Source organism: Chryseobacterium scophthalmum, from assembly GCF_900143185.1.
GTDB lineage: Bacteria > Bacteroidota > Bacteroidia > Flavobacteriales > Weeksellaceae > Chryseobacterium > Chryseobacterium scophthalmum.
Genome location: NZ_FSRQ01000002.1, coordinates 586,496 through 604,480, shown reverse-complemented (window position 1 = coordinate 604,480; position 17,985 = coordinate 586,496). Strand labels below are relative to the sequence as shown.

The 17,985-nt window shown below is 32.4% G+C and carries 17 protein-coding genes; 9 read left to right on the top strand and 8 right to left on the bottom strand.

The features are described from left to right. The first annotated feature begins 205 nt into the window (after positions 1 to 205). The 5 genes from BUR17_RS13015 (at position 206) to BUR17_RS12995 (ending at position 5,182) form a co-directional block, all read left to right on the top strand. Positions 206 to 1,354, top strand: a complete 1,149-nt coding sequence (locus BUR17_RS13015; RefSeq protein WP_159437603.1) for a glycosyltransferase family 2 protein — start codon at positions 206 to 208, stop codon at positions 1,352 to 1,354. 44 nt (positions 1,355 to 1,398) lie between these two features. Further along, a complete protein-coding gene (gene yhhA / locus BUR17_RS21230; RefSeq protein ID WP_074230787.1) occupies positions 1,399 to 1,584 on the top strand; it encodes a YhhA family cyclophane-containing RiPP in 186 nt (61 codons plus the stop codon). A 61-nt stretch (positions 1,585 to 1,645) separates the two neighbouring features. Next, entirely contained in the window at positions 1,646 to 3,805 is a 2,160-nt protein-coding gene (yhhB, locus tag BUR17_RS13005) for a cyclophane-forming radical SAM/SPASM peptide maturase YhhB (RefSeq protein WP_074230786.1), read from the top strand. Next, positions 3,795 to 4,799, top strand: a complete 1,005-nt coding sequence (locus BUR17_RS13000; RefSeq protein ID WP_074230785.1) for a hypothetical protein — start codon at positions 3,795 to 3,797, stop codon at positions 4,797 to 4,799. The genes yhhB and BUR17_RS13000 overlap by 11 nt, the downstream gene beginning before the upstream one ends. Beyond that, positions 4,796 to 5,182 carry a GNAT family N-acetyltransferase gene (locus BUR17_RS12995; RefSeq protein ID WP_074230784.1) on the top strand — a complete coding sequence of 129 codons (387 nt, stop codon included), beginning with the start codon at positions 4,796 to 4,798 and terminating at the stop codon, positions 5,180 to 5,182. Before BUR17_RS13000 ends, BUR17_RS12995 begins: the two co-directional genes overlap by 4 nt. A gap of 316 nt (positions 5,183 to 5,498) precedes the next feature. Here the strand turns inward: BUR17_RS12995 and BUR17_RS12990 are convergent, their stop codons facing one another. From BUR17_RS12990 to dinB, 5 genes are all read right to left on the bottom strand, one after another. Beyond that, positions 5,499 to 6,518, bottom strand: a complete 1,020-nt coding sequence (locus BUR17_RS12990) for a tyrosine-type recombinase/integrase (RefSeq protein WP_074230783.1) — start codon at positions 6,516 to 6,518, stop codon at positions 5,499 to 5,501. Positions 6,519 to 6,524: 6 nt separating this feature from the next. Continuing rightward, positions 6,525 to 7,514, bottom strand: coding sequence for a tyrosine-type recombinase/integrase (locus tag BUR17_RS12985; RefSeq protein ID WP_074231231.1), 990 nt, complete (start codon positions 7,512 to 7,514; stop codon positions 6,525 to 6,527). Positions 7,515 to 7,521: 7 nt separating this feature from the next. Continuing rightward, complete coding sequence (locus tag BUR17_RS12980; protein ID WP_074230782.1) at positions 7,522 to 8,745, bottom strand: site-specific integrase; 1,224 nt, start codon at positions 8,743 to 8,745, stop codon at positions 7,522 to 7,524. Between the two features lie 356 nt (positions 8,746 to 9,101). Further along, entirely contained in the window at positions 9,102 to 12,161 is a 3,060-nt protein-coding gene (locus BUR17_RS12975) for a DNA polymerase III subunit alpha (protein ID WP_074230781.1), read from the bottom strand. Between the two features lie 18 nt (positions 12,162 to 12,179). Beyond that, complete coding sequence (dinB, locus tag BUR17_RS12970; protein WP_074230780.1) at positions 12,180 to 13,328, bottom strand: DNA polymerase IV; 1,149 nt, start codon at positions 13,326 to 13,328, stop codon at positions 12,180 to 12,182. A gap of 61 nt (positions 13,329 to 13,389) precedes the next feature. Here dinB and BUR17_RS12965 point away from each other — a divergent pair, with 61 nt between their 5' ends. From BUR17_RS12965 to BUR17_RS21225, 4 genes are all read left to right on the top strand, one after another. Further along, positions 13,390 to 14,163 carry an XRE family transcriptional regulator gene (locus tag BUR17_RS12965; protein WP_074230779.1) on the top strand — a complete coding sequence of 258 codons (774 nt, stop codon included), beginning with the start codon at positions 13,390 to 13,392 and terminating at the stop codon, positions 14,161 to 14,163. 25 nt (positions 14,164 to 14,188) lie between these two features. After that, the gene (locus BUR17_RS20665; RefSeq protein WP_143747588.1) at positions 14,189 to 14,410 is read left to right on the top strand and encodes a hypothetical protein; all 222 of its coding nucleotides are present in this window, start codon (positions 14,189 to 14,191) and stop codon (positions 14,408 to 14,410) included. Positions 14,411 to 14,530: 120 nt separating this feature from the next. Beyond that, complete coding sequence (locus BUR17_RS12960; protein ID WP_074230778.1) at positions 14,531 to 15,136, top strand: alpha-ketoglutarate-dependent dioxygenase AlkB family protein; 606 nt, start codon at positions 14,531 to 14,533, stop codon at positions 15,134 to 15,136. 307 nt (positions 15,137 to 15,443) lie between these two features. Beyond that, complete coding sequence (locus BUR17_RS21225; protein WP_074230777.1) at positions 15,444 to 15,671, top strand: superinfection immunity protein; 228 nt, start codon at positions 15,444 to 15,446, stop codon at positions 15,669 to 15,671. 462 nt (positions 15,672 to 16,133) lie between these two features. Here BUR17_RS21225 and BUR17_RS12950 read toward each other — a convergent pair whose 3' ends face one another. The 3 genes from BUR17_RS12950 to BUR17_RS12940 are packed head-to-tail and all read right to left on the bottom strand — an operon-like array spanning position 16,134 to position 17,959. Continuing rightward, positions 16,134 to 16,934 (bottom strand): ImmA/IrrE family metallo-endopeptidase, encoded by an 801-nt coding sequence (locus tag BUR17_RS12950; protein WP_074230776.1) that lies wholly within the window; start codon positions 16,932 to 16,934, stop codon positions 16,134 to 16,136. Further along, positions 16,921 to 17,268, bottom strand: coding sequence for a hypothetical protein (locus tag BUR17_RS12945; RefSeq protein ID WP_074230775.1), 348 nt, complete (start codon positions 17,266 to 17,268; stop codon positions 16,921 to 16,923). Before BUR17_RS12945 ends, BUR17_RS12950 begins: the two co-directional genes overlap by 14 nt. Continuing rightward, positions 17,255 to 17,959: an RNA polymerase sigma factor gene (locus BUR17_RS12940; protein WP_074230774.1), complete on the bottom strand. Its 705-nt coding sequence runs from the start codon at positions 17,957 to 17,959 to the stop codon at positions 17,255 to 17,257. The genes BUR17_RS12945 and BUR17_RS12940 overlap by 14 nt, the downstream gene beginning before the upstream one ends. Positions 17,960 to 17,985 lie beyond the last annotated feature (26 nt).

The window sequence follows — 17,985 nt, the reverse complement described above, 5'->3', positions numbered from 1 at the left end:
GCTACTTTTATCAAAAATTGAGAAAATTAATTCAATTTAAAATCAAAGTAAAATCATTACGGATTTCCGTAATTTCAGGATTAATTTTTTTTTTACTTTTACCAAATCGATTAATACACCATGGAAAATGATCTCAAAATAAAAATTCTTACTAAGAATAATGGAGAGAAGGTGAGTTTAAATAATATTCCCATTAATGTGGCCTATGAACTCTACTAATCAAATCAAGACATTTATTGTAATGCCATGTTTCAATGAAGAGGATAATTTAATTGAATCTTTATCATCATTGGGATTTGCTAGCAAAGGTATCCAAGAAAGCATGGATGTAAATCTTGTTATGATCGATAATAACTCGACAGACTCTACCTTCTCTATTGCCAGTAGGATTAAAGGTCAATTTCCAGAAAGAATCCACTTGATTAAAGAGTCTGAACAAGGATATATTCCTGCTAGGCATGCTGGGAATGTTTATGTTAAAGATCTGGCTGAAGAGAAGGGGTGGGTAATTGATAATATTTTAATTTTACAGGCTGATGCAGATACTCTCTATTCAAATGGGTATGTGTCCGCAATGAGGGATGCAAGTTCTTTTTTTGGCTTAAATACGATGCTTGAAGCATATAGCGAATATCCGAAATCATTTAAGCACAAATTTGCGGATTACATTGAGTTGTGTAGTAGAATTGATCATACTCTGGAATCCATTTTTGTAAAGAGTAAAACATATGATATTATTGTTGATGATAAACAATGTGCATACAGATTAGGAGATTATTTTCGATGGGGTACACATATTAGAGAGTTTTTGGCAAATGGTGATGAGATCTTTGCAGAAACAACAAGATTGTTTCTAAAAGCAAGACTTTCTGGTGCAACTAAGGTAATGCTCAATAGTGTTTATGCTGAACATTCATCAAGGCGAATATTAGAACATCCAATATTGCAATATATTACGGCAGGATTTCCCAGAGAAATGGCATGGAAAATAAAATGGCTAGATAAAAGTATAAGCATAAAGGAATTTCTTAAACTAAAAGATAGTGATTCTATTGCTTGGGATGATATAACTAATGTCAGGATTATTCACTTGATTTCTCTTTTTAATGTATTACCTATATATATAAACAGGATTTTAGGTATAAAAACGACAACTTGTTCCAACATCCTATATGATTCAATTTCGGATTTATTACCACTTTATAATAGGGAGATATTGATGGTAAATCCAGGACATCTTATTCTTAATGTTTTAAATGTCGTTGAGCAGAACTTTACAAGCTTAAAGCGCTTAATATATAATGAAATAGGTGGAGAAACTGGTGATGAAAATATCAGTAAAAAAAGAGGATGATTTTATTATTTTTTTTAATTTTATAGTTTAAATAAAAATTGATTATGGAAAATTTTTCAACGAATGGATCGCCGATGGCAAATCCAAAAGATAAGTTGTTGCCAAAGTTAAAGCAACTTAACACAGCCCATCCTGCATTAAATAGGATGCGTTCAAAAGCAATGCAAGTTAGCGGGAATGAAGCTATAACTGACTATAGCAGAATGCATCATCGCCATAACAGGTCATAACTTAACTATCTTAATAACAGGAAGGGTACTAATTTATTGCCTTCCTGTTAATTTTTTTATTATGCAAGTATCAAATCAACCAATTATAAGGTGTTTTCTCTTCAAAGTTGCATCAAGGTGTAATATCAACTGTGATTATTGTTATATGTATAATCATTTGGATCAAAGTTATAAATCACAGCCTAAAATAATGTCTAAAGAGATATTAGAAACTGCAGCAACCAGAATAAATGAATATGTAGTAGAAAATTCGATAGATCGCATTGCAATAGTTTATCATGGAGGCGAACCATTGTTATTGGGTGCTGAAGTGCTTGCGAAACATGTTGAATATGTCAGGAATATGATTCGACAAGAGACGATAGTCGATTTTTCTCTACAAACCAATGGGGTTCTGTTAAAAGAGACTGACTTAGAGCTTTTTGAAAAGTGTGGATTGCAGGTTTCATTGAGTTTAGATGGTGGGCAAACTGCAAATGATAAACATAGATTAGATCACAGAGGGAAATCAACTTTTGCAGACACAGAGAAAGCATTAAGATTACTTGAAAAAAAGCCTAATGTTTTTGCTGGTGTTATTGCAGTAATAGATCCATTTAATGATCCTTCTGAAATCTTATCTTTTTTTAGCAATTACGACATACCGCAACTGGATTTTTTATTACCTGATGCTAATTATGTCACTATCCCTCCTCATAGAAATGAACAACCGGATATATATGAAAATTGGTTATTGAATTGTTTTGATTTGTGGTTTGATCATTATTCTGCTTTGAAGGTAAGGACATTCGATTCTATTTTGGCATCTCTTCTTGGTGCTCCAAGTGAAACGGATGGATTTGGTTTTGGTGATGTAGGATTAATTACAATTGAAACGGATGGGACTTATCATGATCTTGATGTTCTTAAGATAACAGGAGAAGGTACTGACCTTACTCGTGGTGATGTGAAGACGACTAATATTGCTTATGCAATCGATTCTGAAAGTGTAAAGAAACATAGGGAATTACTTCGAAAAGATGGATTATGTTTGACCTGTCAGGAATGCTCGGTAGTAGATGTATGTGGAGGTGGAGCTGTAGCTCATCGTTATAGTGATACAGGCTTTTTAAATCCTAGTATATACTGTAAGGAGCTTAAAAATCTTATTGAGCATGCAAACAAAAAAGTAACGGATCAATTGCAGATAGAACTTGATACAAATTCTATATCGCAGATTAGTGAAAATGATATCCAGGAGTATGAACTTGAAACAGGAGTGAATAATTCATTTATAAACATTTTGGAAAGCTTTAGAAATAGTCAAAGCGAAATGTTCATGACAACTATTTCACAAATTAATAAGGAGGAATATAATGCAACAGTAGAAAAAATTCTTGCTCTTGAACCTAACACACTTAAACAAATTGCCACAAGTCCTGCTGTTGTAGCGTGGACTGAAGTTATAAAGAGAAGGTTAGAAGGAAGCGAAGCTAAATCTGTAGATGGAGAAACTCTTCCAATTGATCTTAAATATTTGCAAGACATTTTAAATTGTGATATTACTAATTTATTTGCTTGGCCTAAATTACAGAATTCAGATAAATGGTTGAGACTGCCCTTTGGCAACAGAGTTTATTTTGAAGATTTATCTCAAGTAACTGATGGACAGACTGTGATAAATAAAGCACTAAATCTTATTGTTAAATGGAAATCCTCTATTGTTGATGAGATGAAAGCTATATCACCAGATGTACTTTTTATTAGAGATTTAGATGCACCACTAGATAGGGTAGTTTCATTCAGTGATAATAGTGTACCGGGCGCTTTGTACGTACAGTTAATGCGGAATGACAAATATATTCATCCAGCCGATCTGGCTGATTCCATTATACACGAGCATCGTCATCAAAAGTTATATCTTTTGCAACGTGTTTGTCCAATTGTATATTCAGATTATCCTTTAGTAGCATCTCCTTGGCGAGAAGAATTAAGACCTCCAAGTGGATTATTTCATGCTTTGTATGTGTTTGTAGAGCTGCTGGATTTCTGGGCGTTTTTACGGAAATCTAAAGAACAAGGCCTTACTGATGTAGCAACAAATAATTGCCGGAAAATTTCGGATCAACTAATAACAGGTTTTGAAGTAATAGACAAATGTGACCTAACTCTGTTAGGACGTGAGTTGCTAAATTGTTTAAAAAATAGATGTGAATATCTAATGATAGACGATGAAAATTAATGCTAAAAATTTACCTAAGAAAGAAGAAGATCTACAACAATTTTTGGTGGATTATTTTTCTGGAAAAGATATTAGAATTCTAGAACAGGATGATAATTATATTGATGTTTTATTAAGTAATCACAAATCTTCCGATTATTACATAGATCCTAATATCTTAGAAGGACTGCAATGGTGGGATAAAAGCATCATGATAAAGGAAATACCTGATCAGTTTCGAAATCTTGTAAAATATCAACTATCGCTTAACGACAATTGGACTATATACAGTTGGAGCCTTTGGCTAGAACAAAGGCTTTTAGAAAATGATGTTCCGAATGAGATTGTTATATTACATATCGACGACCACACTGACTGTATGCCTCCCTTATTGTTTAAGAAAGATAATTTATTTATTAATCCATTCAATAACGAAGAAGTCAATTTATTTAATCCAAATACTGTAAGGCGAGCTATTGAAAGCGGTGCAATTTCTATTGGAAGTTTTATGACGTTATTTCTACATAGTATGCCAAGAATACAGTTTCGACACCTGATGCCAAAACATCGACTAAGTAAAGCGCAAGTATCAGGCAAAGTAAATCGTGGGTTTTTAAGTGATGAGACTATACAACCCTATCAAGAACGTCCACTTTTAAGTTTCTCACCATCGGAAGGTATAAAATCTAATCTTGAATATTCAGTGTTTACTGAAATTGATGACTTTCTAAAAGATATTTCGGATACGGCTTCTATATTGTTACATGTTGATATGGATTATTTCAACAATCGATTTGATGGCGACTCAGATTGGAGATCCCATGAATTCAATCATGACCCAAGTGCGGAAATAGTTTATAAAAATATTGAAGAGACATTTTCAACAATAGAGAACAGCAATATTACAAAGAGAATTGAAAACTATACGGTTGCTTTGTCTCCTGGTTTTTTTCCAGTTGAATTTTGGAAAGAAAGTATATCGGTTATTAATAGGGTGTTAATAGAAAAATCATGAATAATATAACACAGGTTTCTGAAAAAGATAACAATATCTCCTTAAAGCTGGGAAGCGGTCAAAACTTGCACGATAAAGTGAGAGGAAAATATTGGCATATATATCTTGGTGAACAAAGGGTCGGTAAAATATATATTGATTATAATACTGATGAAGTATTGGGGAATCATCCATCAATAGATATTTTCATCAACAAGCAGTTCCAAGGCCAGCATATAGGAAGGGTAGCTTATGCAATGGCTTGTAAGGAAAGCGGTCTAGATGAGATCTATATGCATTCACGAAAGTCCAATACTGCATCGATTAAAGCTGCCGCAGATGCAGGTTTTGTCGAATTGCAAAGACCAGAATTTCGGCAAGTTGTTATGGTCTGGAAAAAATAGAATGATTTCAGTGTTTGTCCATTTCTATAATACTATAAATGTGTCTTAACAAAGTTAGCAATTCCAGAGCAGAAATACTCAAAAAAACGCACACCAAAATGCACTCATATAGAATTTTTTCATGCTTGTCTTGATTTAAGTTGAGATTATTAATTTTGCATAAAAATAACTTTTTTAATTAAATATCTTAAAGGTATTCAAATATTTAATATATTGTTATTATCTATAACAAAACTAGTTTAGTAAAACGACAGAGCTTGACGCATTTTATTATTATTTATAAACAAAGTGCTTTTAAAAGCACTTTGTTTTTATATTAAATACCTAAATTAGTTAAAAAATCTATCTCCTCATCATTTCCTTCCCAAGAACCAAGTTTTCCTTTTTCTGGGATTACATCTTGGTAAGCTGCTTCAAGAGCATCCCGTTTTTGTTTTGAATCAGCTCTTGCATACCTCTCCGTTGTTTGTACACTTACATGTCCTAAAATATCTCGAATGTAAACAATATTAACTCCACCTTGTAAAAGGTGCATTGCTTTAGAATGCCTAAACACGTGAGGACTAATAATTTCAGGAATCAGATGGCTATTAACTATTCTAGCACTTTTTGCGTATTTCTTTAAAATATAAGTTATACCTGCAGGAGTAAGCTTTCCTCCTCCTCGATTAAAAAATAAAGGGCTAAATTGTTTTTCAGGCCTGAGCAAATGATTCTCTTTGACATATCGTTCCAATAAATTAATTTGTTCTTTCAGCAAAGGAATGTCTCGTTGCTTATTACCTTTACCTGTTACTCTTATATGATAAGGATATTCAAACCTTACACATGATGGGCTTAGATCTACAAGTTCCTGAACTCGCATTCCGCTATCATATAACAATGCTAACATAGCTAAATCCCGACGAGAAGCCAAAGTGTCCATAGACGCTTGTTCAAGTAATAAATTTATACCTTCTACAGACAAATAATTCATTACTTTTGAAAATCCTTTTTTACTTTTAATTGATCGGATATTTTGCCACTCAGCTAATCTGTCTGGTACTTCATATTGTAAATATTTACAAAAAGAACAAATGGCTCCGTAACGATTATTTCTTGTTGAAATAGAATTATTGCAATCCGTCTCAAGCCACATCAAAAATTCAGATATTGAATCTTTATTTAAATGTTTTAGTTCAAGTTTGTGAGGAGGTATATTTTTTACCTTAGTCATAAATGATACCAACAAACTGAAGCTTTTTTTATATGCTCTTATAGTATTGGATGAAGCTCCATAATTTCCAAGAAGATATTTATGGAAAAAACTTTGTAAGTATTTTGCAAAATCTGTCATAGCTAATTAATTTTGAGTGATTTTTGGAAAAATTAAAGATGTCGGATGTTCTAGCTGTATTATTCCTGGAAACATTTCGTTTGTCAACCTAACATAATTATTGGTTGACCTTGGATCGTTATGACCTAAAAACAAAGAAATCATTGGCAATGCACAATAAACATCTATGTTATTACGCACCATCTTTACAAGGCTATGAACAGCAGCGGTATGCCTAAGATCATGAATTCGTGGAGGATTTCCTCCCGACTTTGAAGATATTCCTGCTGTATTTAAAATTTCACAAAACCAACGTCTAACACTTTCTCCCAGACAGCTTTTTCCTCTTTGTGTAATAAAAAATGGTGACTCAGGTAAAAGAATTTTTTCTATTGGATTTTTGTCTCGAAATTCTTTGTACTGTAGCAATACTGGTAATAACGAATCATTTATTGCTGCGAGTCTTTGAGTATTATTTTTAGAATCGTTTATTACTATTGTTCTTTTTTCAAAATCGATATCTTTATTTTTAATTGCTAATACTTCACCAATTCTTAATCCAGCACTATAAAGTAATCGAAGTATTGCCGGCATAGTAAAGATCATAGTTTGTGAATATTTATAACTTATTTTTAAATAATTTGAGAGTGAAAATATAGTTTGAATTTCTTCATGGGTAAAAATATATGGAATATAATTATTTTTTGCTCCTTTTCTATAAGGAATCGGTACATAACAGTCTATACCTAAATCACGCATATAATTACCTAGTTGAATCCAGGCATTGTACTTCATGTATAAAGACCGGTCACTATCATTAGTTCTGGTTTTTCTCCATTTATTTACAATCTCTTCTCTTATAAAATGGTCTTTCATGTTATAATCATTGCAAAATTTATCGATCTCTAATAAAATCCATTTAAGTGCCGATGAATTATATCCCTTAAGCCCTCTCTCTTTTAAAAATCCCTGAATATAAGGCGCTAGCTTACTTGTATATACAAATTTTTTATCCATATTTATTTTATTTAAAATTTGCTTGTAAGTAAAAATTATCATCAACCATAGGTACGTCTAAAGAACATTCAAGTAAATTTTCCACACTAATGTGTAAATAATCCATTGTTACGCTTGTATTCGAATGCCCTAATGTATCTGAAATTATTGATATTGGAACTCTATTCTTCAATAAGTTTGTTGCTAAGCTATGTCGTAGTGCATGACTGCCGTGCTTTCTGGTACTGTAATTAATACGGGCTTTTTTCAAATAATGACGGATATTATTATAAAATGCACCACTTGTCATCGTTGTATATGGGCCAAGGTCTCTTAGAAATATATCCTTTGATTTTATCTTAGGCCTACCATTTTTGATGTAATCAATTAATGCTTCCCCAATATCTACCAATAAAGGTAATTCAATAGGGACTTTTGTTTTGAATTGCTCCAAGCGAATTATATTATTCTTCCAATCAATATTGGAAAATTTAAGATATCTGATATCAGAAGATCTTAACCCTAGTCTAGTTGCTAATAAAATCATAGCATAATCCCTTTTGCCTTTTGATATAGTTCTATTTATACTTTGCTCAAGCCGTAAAATCTCATCAGCTGTAAAGTATGTTTGGATTTCATTTCTTACTCTAATTTTTAAATGATCTAATATCTTTGAAGTGCGACGATCTATCACCCCCTCATCATGAAGCTTTTTTAGTGCCGCCCTTAATATTATTGCACTATGATCTCTGCAATTTTTTACGGATGACATAAAATCAAGAATTTTTTCAGCAGTAATATCTTTTAATTCTAATATCTTTTCATACTCCATTCGTTCACAAAATTTGTAAAGACTTCGATAATAATTATTTCTTGTATTCGTCTTTAATTTTTTTTCAATGGTATATTTCTCTAAAAAATCTGTAAAATAATAACCAAGCTGCCCTGGAAATGGCGCATCATACTTTGTTCGGGAAATTTTTAATATCCAACGTTCCTGAAGCATCCCATTTAGCAGTGTAACGTAACGTGCATCATAATGGTGGTACTTACGCTTCTTGATAATCGTATTCCTATATTTTAAATAGGTCTCTCCCAATTCCGGTGTATAAATCTCAGTTGATTTTTCTTTCATGTATTCGAGAAGCCTGTTGTATTCTGTAGATAAGCGTTCTGTCATACTGCTTGAATATATATTCTCTTTAATATACGTTTCAAGCTGCGAGTGTAGTTCATGAATGTTTTTGTTCATAAATATTGATATAAAGTTTAACAATAATTGATTAAGTATTGGAAACTGAGTATCGTTATCACTCTATATCAATTTGATAATTAAATTTTTAGTGAAAAATTTAATTAAGATATTTTTTTATTTAGCAATATTTTTTATATTTGCTATAAGAAAATAAGATATAGGGGACAAAAGAATTCTCTTTTTTCCATATACTTTTATCGAACAAATAAAATCTGTTAGTGCTCCAAATACTAGGCAGATTTTTTTGTTTACACAAACTTATAAAAAAAATATAAAACTCAATAACTTTTTATTAAAAAACAGCCATAAACATAATATATATTATGAATATTATAAATATTATGAATATTATGTTATTTTTTATCAAAAGTAAATCTTGGTAATTCAATCTCATGAATTTGTGGATAAGGTTGCCTAGAAGTCATACTTACATCTTCTTTAATCTGTCGATGAATATCATATTGTTTTTCCTTATCATAAGAATAACGTGGGTCAGGAATCATTGGCATCTTTGCCATCTTGTGAATAGTAATGGTAGGGAAATGATAATCTACTTCTACGGTTCCCAACAGCAAATAGCAGCCTCCTCCCTGAAAATCAGATTGCTTTAGACTGTCTGGAAAATGAGCAGTATCGAAATAATCTCCGTTTGCATCGATCCAGGTTCCAAAATACATTTCTCCTTTCTTTGTTGGCACATGTTTTCTGGCAATTAGATAAGCCAACATTTTTACTTGTCGTTTATGAAACTTCGATAAATCTTTTACAAACACTGATCCTCTATACTTTGTTTGCAGTAAATCAAAAGGACTGCATGAAATAGGAAAACCAATCAATTCAATTTCATCAAAAGCATCCTCAAAATTTTCCCTTTTGAGTTCGGGAAGCTTAAATTCTTGGACAGGTTCTTCAATTAACATTAAACCTCGATTCTCTGGTTTAAAATTTACCAATAACACTCTTGCTTCAACAAGAAGTTCATTTTTTTGCTTACCCGTAAACCGAAATGCTCCAATAAAAATTAAGGTCTGGATTGTTTCAATACCAATTGGAATCCGTTTGACAAAGTCTTGTAAAGATTTATAATCTCCATTTCTTTCCCGTTCGTTAACAATTCCGTGGGCAATTCTTGTCTCTAATCCTTCCAAAAGCATCAGCCCTAAAAAAATATTTTCCCCCTTTAAAATAGTCTGGAATTCACTTGAATTCACACAAGGCACCTGGACATTCCCTCCCGACATTTTCGCTTCATGGATATATACTTCAGTACGATAAAATCCCCCCTGATTATTGATCACGGAAACCATGAATTCCAATGGATAATAAACCTTCAAATATAAACTTTGATAACTCTCCACCGCATAGGAGGCGGAATGTGCTTTACAAAAAGAATACCCTGCAAAGGATTCAATCTGTCGATACGCTTCAGCAGTAAGTTCTAATGAATGCCCTTTATCTTTACAGGATTTAAAAAAATTAGCCTTTACTTCCTGAAGCTTTTTAATGGAGCGCCCTTTTCCACTCATTGCTCTTCGCAGAATATCTCCATCAGCTAAGGATAAGCCACCAAAATATTGAGCAATTTTAATTACATCTTCCTGATAAACCATAATTCCGTACGTTTCTCTTAAATGTTCCTCAAATACTGAATGGAAATACTCAAACTGATCTGGGTGATTATGCCTGAAAATATATTCTCGCATCATACCACTTTGCGCTACTCCAGGTCTGATAATAGAAGAAGCCGCAACCAGTATTCTGTAATTATCACATTTTAATCTTCTTAAAAGTCCTCGCATCGCAGGAGATTCTATGTAAAAACAGCCGATCGTTCTTCCGATAGCCAAATATTCATTAGCTTTTTCTTCATCTTTGGAAATTCTCGTATCACGGATATCAACATCGACTCCTCTTGTTTTTTTAATCAGCTCGACAGTATCTTTTATCGTTCCAAGCCCTCTTTGAGATAGAATATCAAATTTTTCTAACTTAATATCTTCTGCTACATTCATATCGAATTGAACAATAGGAAATCCCTTCGGTGGCATTTCGAGTGCAGAATAATTGGTAATAGGTTCTTCAGAAATCAAAATTCCACATGCATGCATACTTCTTTGATTAGGAAATCTTTCCATCAGCCTTACATATTTATGGATTGTCTGGACAACAGAATTGATTTCATGAGCTTCCATTGGCTTTTTCGTCAGGTCGTCCAACTCATCTTTTGGCAATCCAAAAGCTTTCCCGACTTCTCTGAATCTTGATTTGTATTTGAATTCAACATTGGTTCCACAGAAAGCGACATGATTTTTTCCGTAACGATTGAAAATATATTCCAGAATTGTATCTCTATTCTGCCAACTCCAATCGATATCGAAATCCGGAGGGCTTTTTCTGTTAAGGTTTAAGAATCTTTCAAAATATAGATCAAGTTCTAAAGGACATATATCCGTAATCCCGATACAGTAACTGACAATTGAATTGGCTCCGCTTCCACGTCCTACATGCATAAACCCCATCCTATTGCTGTATCGCACAATATCCCATGTAATCAAAAAGTAAGAACAAAAGTTGAGTTCATCAATTACTTTCAGTTCTTTCTCTACTCTTATTTTTGCGATTTCATGATCTTTACCATAACGCTTTTTCAGTCCCAAATACGCTAATCTTCTCAAAAGCTTTACATCGGATTCTTTGGACTTAGTATAGTATTGTTTGTTCTTAACTTTTTCAAAATCAAATTCAAAACTACAGGCATGCAGGATTTTTTTTGTATTCTTTAGGATCTCTGGATATCTTTGAAAAGCCCCAATAATTAAATCTTCGGATTTAAAATATTCCGATTTTTTGCAAACATCTTGCTCAGCCAGTTTTGACAATAAAGTATTGTTATCAATAGCCCTTAAAATTCTATGAAGATTATATTCTTTTTTAGTACTGAATGTAACCGGCTGAAGAACCACCATTTTCGGAATTAGCCTTTTAAATTCAGGACGAATCAATAAATTCAATTCTTCTTCCCGGACTCCAATAAACTCATTTTCTTTTAGCTTTGAAGGAATGTTATCTATCGAATAAACAATAAAAACATTTTTAAATGCAGGAGCCGTTTCAGAAAGTTCTGCTCCATAACAATTGTGATCCGTCAACGCTTTATTGACTTCACCAATTCCTGAGAACTCTTTTGCAATAGCAATATAAAGCAGCTTATTCTCTTTTCTGACTTCGATTCCAGCAATAGGTTTAATTCCTACTTTTTCACATTCTTTCTTGAAATCATAAATAGCAGTAATCGTATTAATATCCGTCAGTACTAATTCTTTGATACCCAAAGAATGTGCTTGCTGTACTAATTCTTCCATCGATAAAGTACCGTAACGAAGACTGTGGAAAGAATGACAATTTAGAAACATAATAGAAAAGTTTACAAGTTATTTTCCAAAATCAAAACCGGATGCTCTGCCGACCGCATCGACACCAAACCGATTCTTCAAATAATCCATTGTCTGATATAAGCTCATCTGTTCTTCCGTATCTTCAAACAGATTCATCTGATGGTTACCATGAACAAGTCCTGTAAACCGCAACCCCACCAATCTTAATCTCATTCTTCTTGTATATATCTGATTGAAAAGTTCCAGAGCCACTCTCGAAAGTGTATGATCCGCTGAAGTATAGGCTACTTTATGCTGTTTTGTTTCTGTATCGAAATTTGCATAACGGATCTTGACTACCACTGTTGAAGTCAGCCATTTTTCCTGTCTTAATTGATAAGCCAATTGTTCAGCCATTCCTGATATCAGTCTTTTCAGTTCCATGATATCCATTGTATCATTCGTAAAAGTTCTTTCCGTTGAAATCGATTTTCTTTCTGAATAAGGAACAACAGGATTTTCATCAATCCCATTCGCCTTTTTCCAAAGTTCTTTTCCATTGACTCCGATCATTTGCTGAAGTACCAGTACCGGCATTTCAGCTAAAGTATGAATGGTTCGAATTCCAATTCTTGATAACAATTGAAAAGTCTTATCACCAACCATCGGAATCTTTTTAATAGATAGAGGGTTTAAAAATGATTGCACTTCTATTTCTTTAATTTCTAGTCTTCCCAAAGGTTTTGATTCTCCTGTTCCAATTTTTGAAACAGTTTTATTCGTAGATAAGGCAAAACTTATGGGAAGTCCAGCTTCTTTTTTTACTGCTGCAGCAATTTCCTGTGTCCATTGATAGCAGCCGAAAAATTTATCCATTCCGGTAAGGTCCAAATAGAATTCATCGATACTTGCTTTTTCCAACACAGGTACTTTTTCCTGAATAATTTCAGTTACGGTATGCGATAAATTAGAATACAGCTCATGATCTCCACGAATCACTTTAGCATCTGGGCATAATCTGAGAGCCATTCGAATCGGCATCGCTGAGCGAACTCCAAATTTCCTTGCTTCATAGGAACATGACGCAACCACTCCACGGTCTCCACCTCCTATGATAAGGGGGATTCCATCAAGTTGAGCATTATTACGCCTCTCGCAGGATACAAAAAATGCGTCCAAGTCCATATGTACAATCGCACGATTCACTTTACAAAATTAGATACTATTTGTATCATTTTTCATATATTTGCAGATACAATTTGTATCAATGTCGATTTTTTCAGATAACATAAGGTTTTTAAGGACTCAAAAAAATTTATCGCAGCAGGAACTTGCGGATCAAATTTTAATGAGCAGGGTGCGTTATTCTAAATATGAAGACGGACGTTCGGAAGCTCCGTATGAGCTGCTCATCAGAATTTCGAAATATTTCAATTTAAGTATTGATCTGCTTCTTACTGTGGATATTAGGAAATATCCGCTAGAAGATGTATTGAAACTACCGGACAACAGAATTGTCCTGCCGGTGGTCGTAGATCAATTAGGAAACAACAGTATTGAAATTGTACCTCAAAAAGCATCCATGGGATACTTGTCCGGCTACAGTGATCCAGAATATATTGAAAGCTTACAGAGAATCTCGTTACCTTTCCTTACAAATGGAAAATATAGAGCTTTTCCAGCTCAGGGAGATTCGATGCCACCATTTAAAGATGGTTCTTATATTATCGGAAAGTATGTTGAAAATATTGATGACCTGAAACCAAATAAAAGTTATGTTTTTGTGACTTTAAATGATGGTATTTCTTATAAAAGATTTACCTCCAGAAATAAGAAATCAATAACTGTTGCTGCTGACAACTCATTTTACAAACCTTATGATATCCCCTTAAGAGAAGTTGTTGAAGTCTGGCAGTATGCATCAGGAATTTTTCCCGAAGACTTTGAACCTGATAATTTTGAAAACTATAATTTTAAACATATGTTCCTTGAAATCAGAAGAGATATTCAAGAATTAGATCAAAAGATTTCAAAAAAATAAATTCATCAAGCATTTATATAAGATTATGTTTATCTCTTATTATGATTTTCAGAACTTACCAGACCGTAAGGCGCAATATGATTTTACTATTGCTCATGGAATTTTCATCAATGAACGAACCACTTCCCAATCAAAATATATTCTTTATAAGGTTTCGAGCTTTTCGGTGGAGCTTATTTATGATATCGCTCATGATAAAATCATTAATATAAACGTTTTTGAAAATAGCTTTTCCCACACAAAGTAAAATCAATTCATAAAAAATCCTGTTCTATTATACATACAACAGGATTAAAAACACAAATGATGAAAAAAAATCCCGTATCAACGGGGTAAAACAAATATAATATTAAAAAAGAATACAGCAATGAGTCAGCTGAGTTTATTTGATACGGAAGAATTTTATGAATTTCCAAAAAATCTTTTGGAATACAAAGAGAATTTTCTAAGTGAGGAAGAAGCTGACCAGCTAAAAAATAAGCTACTGAAAACAGCACCTTGGGAACAACGTACTCAAAAAATGTATGATAAGATGGTACTGACTCCACGTTTGACAGCTTGGTACGGCGATACAAAATCTTACAGTTCTGAAGAAAATAGAAAAACGACGAATCCTTGGCTTCCTGATCTTTTAGCATTAAAGCAGAGAATAGAAAATGAATTTGGCTATCAATTCAATGGTGTTTTATTGAATCTTTATAGAGATCACAATGATTCTGTTGCTTGGCATCGAGATAAAGAAAGCAAATATGGGAAACGACCAATTATTGCTTCAATAAGCCTTGGACAAACAAGAAATTTTGACTTTAGAAAAGTAGATCATCATCAGAGCAAATACAGCCTTCCTCTTCCTAATGGGTCATTATTAATTATGAAGGGTGATTTACAAGAGCACTGGGAACACAGAATTGCTAAATCTACTATTCCAATGAAAGAACGTATTAATTTAACTTTTCGTTTGCGAACTGTATAATCACAATAAAGAGTAGCCCTAAAGATGCTTTATCTACATACCCTTTTTATTCTTTAAGAGTAGATGACGGGTATTTTTATTATATAACTTTTTAATTTTGATTTTATATATTTGTCTATAAATTAAAATAACGTCAAGCGTAAGCTATCGTTTTGGTACATAAAGCCGCGAACTTTAAAATGATAACCAAAAATGATAGACTTACGCCCATGCTTATACGGCGTGGGCTAAGTCTTTCTGGTTATCGGGTACTTCGCGGCACCTATGTACGGATTGATATTAGTTCCACGCTTTTTATTAAATAGGCATGATACAAATTTTGACCGTTACAACCCAGCAAGAAGAAGGAGGAGCATTATTTCTAAAAATAATTTTGTTTATCTATTTCATTCCTTCAATGATAGCTTTACTACGCCTTCCAGTTCTAAAGTTTAAATTTCTAGTCGTATTATTAATCAATGCATTCTTTGGTTGGACAGTGTATGGTTGGTGGCTGTCATTTATAAAAGCAGTATCTAGTAGCAAAGGATTTTAATGTAAGAATATTAAGCAAGCAATTATAGGATGATAAAGGTAGTTTTAAAAGTATCAGAAAGTGAAATTAATCATATATTACGCAAGCTCGCAAAACTGGGAATTAACAATATAAAAATTAAAAAGAAACGGGAAAAATTGAATATTTTTCGGTATAAAAACACATTAAAAGATACTATTAATAAGTTGAATGAATAAATGACAAATTAACATTTATAAAAATCAAGAAGAATCGAAAGTGTCAAACAAAAAGCAAAAGCAAATTTCTGACAGCGTATTCTATAAATTTTATGATATTCCGTAGGTGGAAATTGTAGAAATATCTTTCGGGAATCTTCCCTGAAGACTTTGAACCTGAGAATTTGAAAATTATTCCTTGAAGGATCTGTTTTCGGGATTACATAAGGATATTAAAAAATTAAATTGCCCAAAGGTTAAATTTATATTCTAATATTATTTTATATCAATCTTCCCAAATTATACTTAGAGCGCAATTTTTGTGGGTAATACAATGCTCGTAAAATAATAAGTTAGAAGGAATAGGTTTTTTATTATCAAGAAAACAATCCGCAGCAAAAATTTGTCCTGTTTTAAAGATTTCTGATGTAATATCTTTAAAATAATCTCCCATTATCATACCGTCAGGAACTTTTTTATCCGATAAAAAATTATAGTACGGAAAATCAAAGCTATTTTTTGCCCATTTTATTATACCATTTTCTGCGTAGACTATCTTTATAGGATGATTGCCTATGTCTGAAAATCTAATTGCACAAGCTGTCTTACTTACATTGTATTCTTTCGCTAAATGATTAATAACTTCAAAATTAAATGTTTTAAATTGTGATACATCTTTTCTGAAAGATTCTTCAGGCATTAAGAGACAAGAAGCAAAATAGTCTGCCTCTCTTTCTATTTTATCAAATTGAACTCTGTCAATTTTTGAGGGGTGTGGTTCTAAAATGCCTAATTTAAGTCCAATTCTATGTGTGTCAATAAAATAATGTCCGAATTCGTGTGCCAAAGTAAAACGTGATCTTGGAGAATTTATTTTATTTCCGTTATCAATATTTAGATGGATGTAAAAGTCTTCATCGTCAAAGATCGTCATCCCATCAAATGTCCCCGGTTCGTAATTGTCATAAATAATTTCTAAATATTCTGACTCTCCAATCTTCTCTAACGGTATAATTTTCTCATTATAATCACTAGAAATTTCGTCAGCAAGCTTTTTAATTTTAGAAAATGAGCTATTCGCTATCACCTTTTTTCTTTTTATTATTTTTTTTCATTTTTTCTTTAATGTGATCTGGTATGTTTTCACCTCCTTTTCTAGCTACCATTTTTAAACTACTTATTTCTGTACTAGTAAAAGAATCCAGCTTTATCTCAACAGTTCTAGATACTTCACAAAAGGTTCCATCGATTATAGATTCTATACTTACTTTCTGATTTTTTAACTTAAAGTCATAATCTTGATACAACGTATCAAATCTTTTTAAATGTCTTTCACACAACGGATATAAATATCCTAAAGAATGCAACCAATCATCAAAATTTTCATTAGAAAGTTTTTCTATGTTTTTACTTGCTCCCATTTAAATAAGTTAAATATGTTTTAATATGATTTTCAGCAACCCTCTTATAACCTCTGATAGAATTTTGTGTAAGTTCTAATCTTTCACATAATGCTTTACTTACCTTACGCGGTATGTATCCGTCATTACCATAAGCTTTATAAGTTAAAAAAATGATTCTATGCTTTACTGATAGTTTTGCTAAAGCCCTTTCTACATCCTCTAACTGTTTTCTTAAATCTCTTTTTCTCTCAATCACTTCATCATCTTCGTCATCTTCACATTTTATAAAATAATCTACTAATGCATCAAAATTATCTATAATAGGTAAATCTTCTTCATCTTTTTCAGAACAGGTATTTTTAGTATTATATTTTACAATTTCATTGTAAAGTATTTTACACAACCAAATTTCTATTGCAGCATCTACATTTGATCGCTTCGACTTTCCTTTACTAAAAGAATGATATTTCCAGACTCTTGCAAATGTACAGTTAACAATATAAGTTGCTACAGCTTCGCTAAAGTCAAATTTATTACAATATATCTCTGATTTTCTGAAAATTTTTTCCTGAAATCTATCACAAAAAACTGAAAATGCTATTTCCGCTTCATTTTTATAATCATTTTGAAAAGAAATATATTCTATCAGCTCATCGCTGGGTAATGATTCAAAATCAATTTCAATAGTTTTTTTTGGCTCTTTATTCATCTATATATCAAATGCGTTACTAACGG

Bases quoted from the DNA above. Each gene is read 5' to 3' on its own strand.
- BUR17_RS12945 (WP_074230775.1), bottom strand. From the start codon at position 17,268: ATGGGAGCAAGTAAAAACATAGAAAAACTTTCTAATGAAAATTTTGAT.
- BUR17_RS12965 (WP_074230779.1), top strand. From the start codon at position 13,390: ATGTCGATTTTTTCAGATAACATAAGGTTTTTAAGGACTCAAAAAAAT.
- yhhA (WP_074230787.1), top strand. From the start codon at position 1,399: ATGGAAAATTTTTCAACGAATGGATCGCCGATGGCAAATCCAAAAGAT.
- BUR17_RS12940 (WP_074230774.1), bottom strand. From the start codon at position 17,959: ATGAATAAAGAGCCAAAAAAAACTATTGAAATTGATTTTGAATCATTA.
- BUR17_RS12990 (WP_074230783.1), bottom strand. From the start codon at position 6,518: ATGACAGATTTTGCAAAATACTTACAAAGTTTTTTCCATAAATATCTT.
- BUR17_RS13015 (WP_159437603.1), top strand. From the start codon at position 206: ATGAACTCTACTAATCAAATCAAGACATTTATTGTAATGCCATGTTTC.
- BUR17_RS12960 (WP_074230778.1), top strand. From the start codon at position 14,531: ATGAGTCAGCTGAGTTTATTTGATACGGAAGAATTTTATGAATTTCCA.
- BUR17_RS21225 (WP_074230777.1), top strand. From the start codon at position 15,444: ATGATACAAATTTTGACCGTTACAACCCAGCAAGAAGAAGGAGGAGCA.
- BUR17_RS12985 (WP_074231231.1), bottom strand. From the start codon at position 7,514: ATGGATAAAAAATTTGTATATACAAGTAAGCTAGCGCCTTATATTCAG.
- BUR17_RS12975 (WP_074230781.1), bottom strand. From the start codon at position 12,161: ATGTTTCTAAATTGTCATTCTTTCCACAGTCTTCGTTACGGTACTTTA.
- BUR17_RS20665 (WP_143747588.1), top strand. From the start codon at position 14,189: ATGTTTATCTCTTATTATGATTTTCAGAACTTACCAGACCGTAAGGCG.
- yhhB (WP_074230786.1), top strand. From the start codon at position 1,646: ATGCAAGTATCAAATCAACCAATTATAAGGTGTTTTCTCTTCAAAGTT.
- BUR17_RS12980 (WP_074230782.1), bottom strand. From the start codon at position 8,745: ATGAACAAAAACATTCATGAACTACACTCGCAGCTTGAAACGTATATT.
- BUR17_RS13000 (WP_074230785.1), top strand. From the start codon at position 3,795: ATGAAAATTAATGCTAAAAATTTACCTAAGAAAGAAGAAGATCTACAA.
- BUR17_RS12995 (WP_074230784.1), top strand. From the start codon at position 4,796: ATGAATAATATAACACAGGTTTCTGAAAAAGATAACAATATCTCCTTA.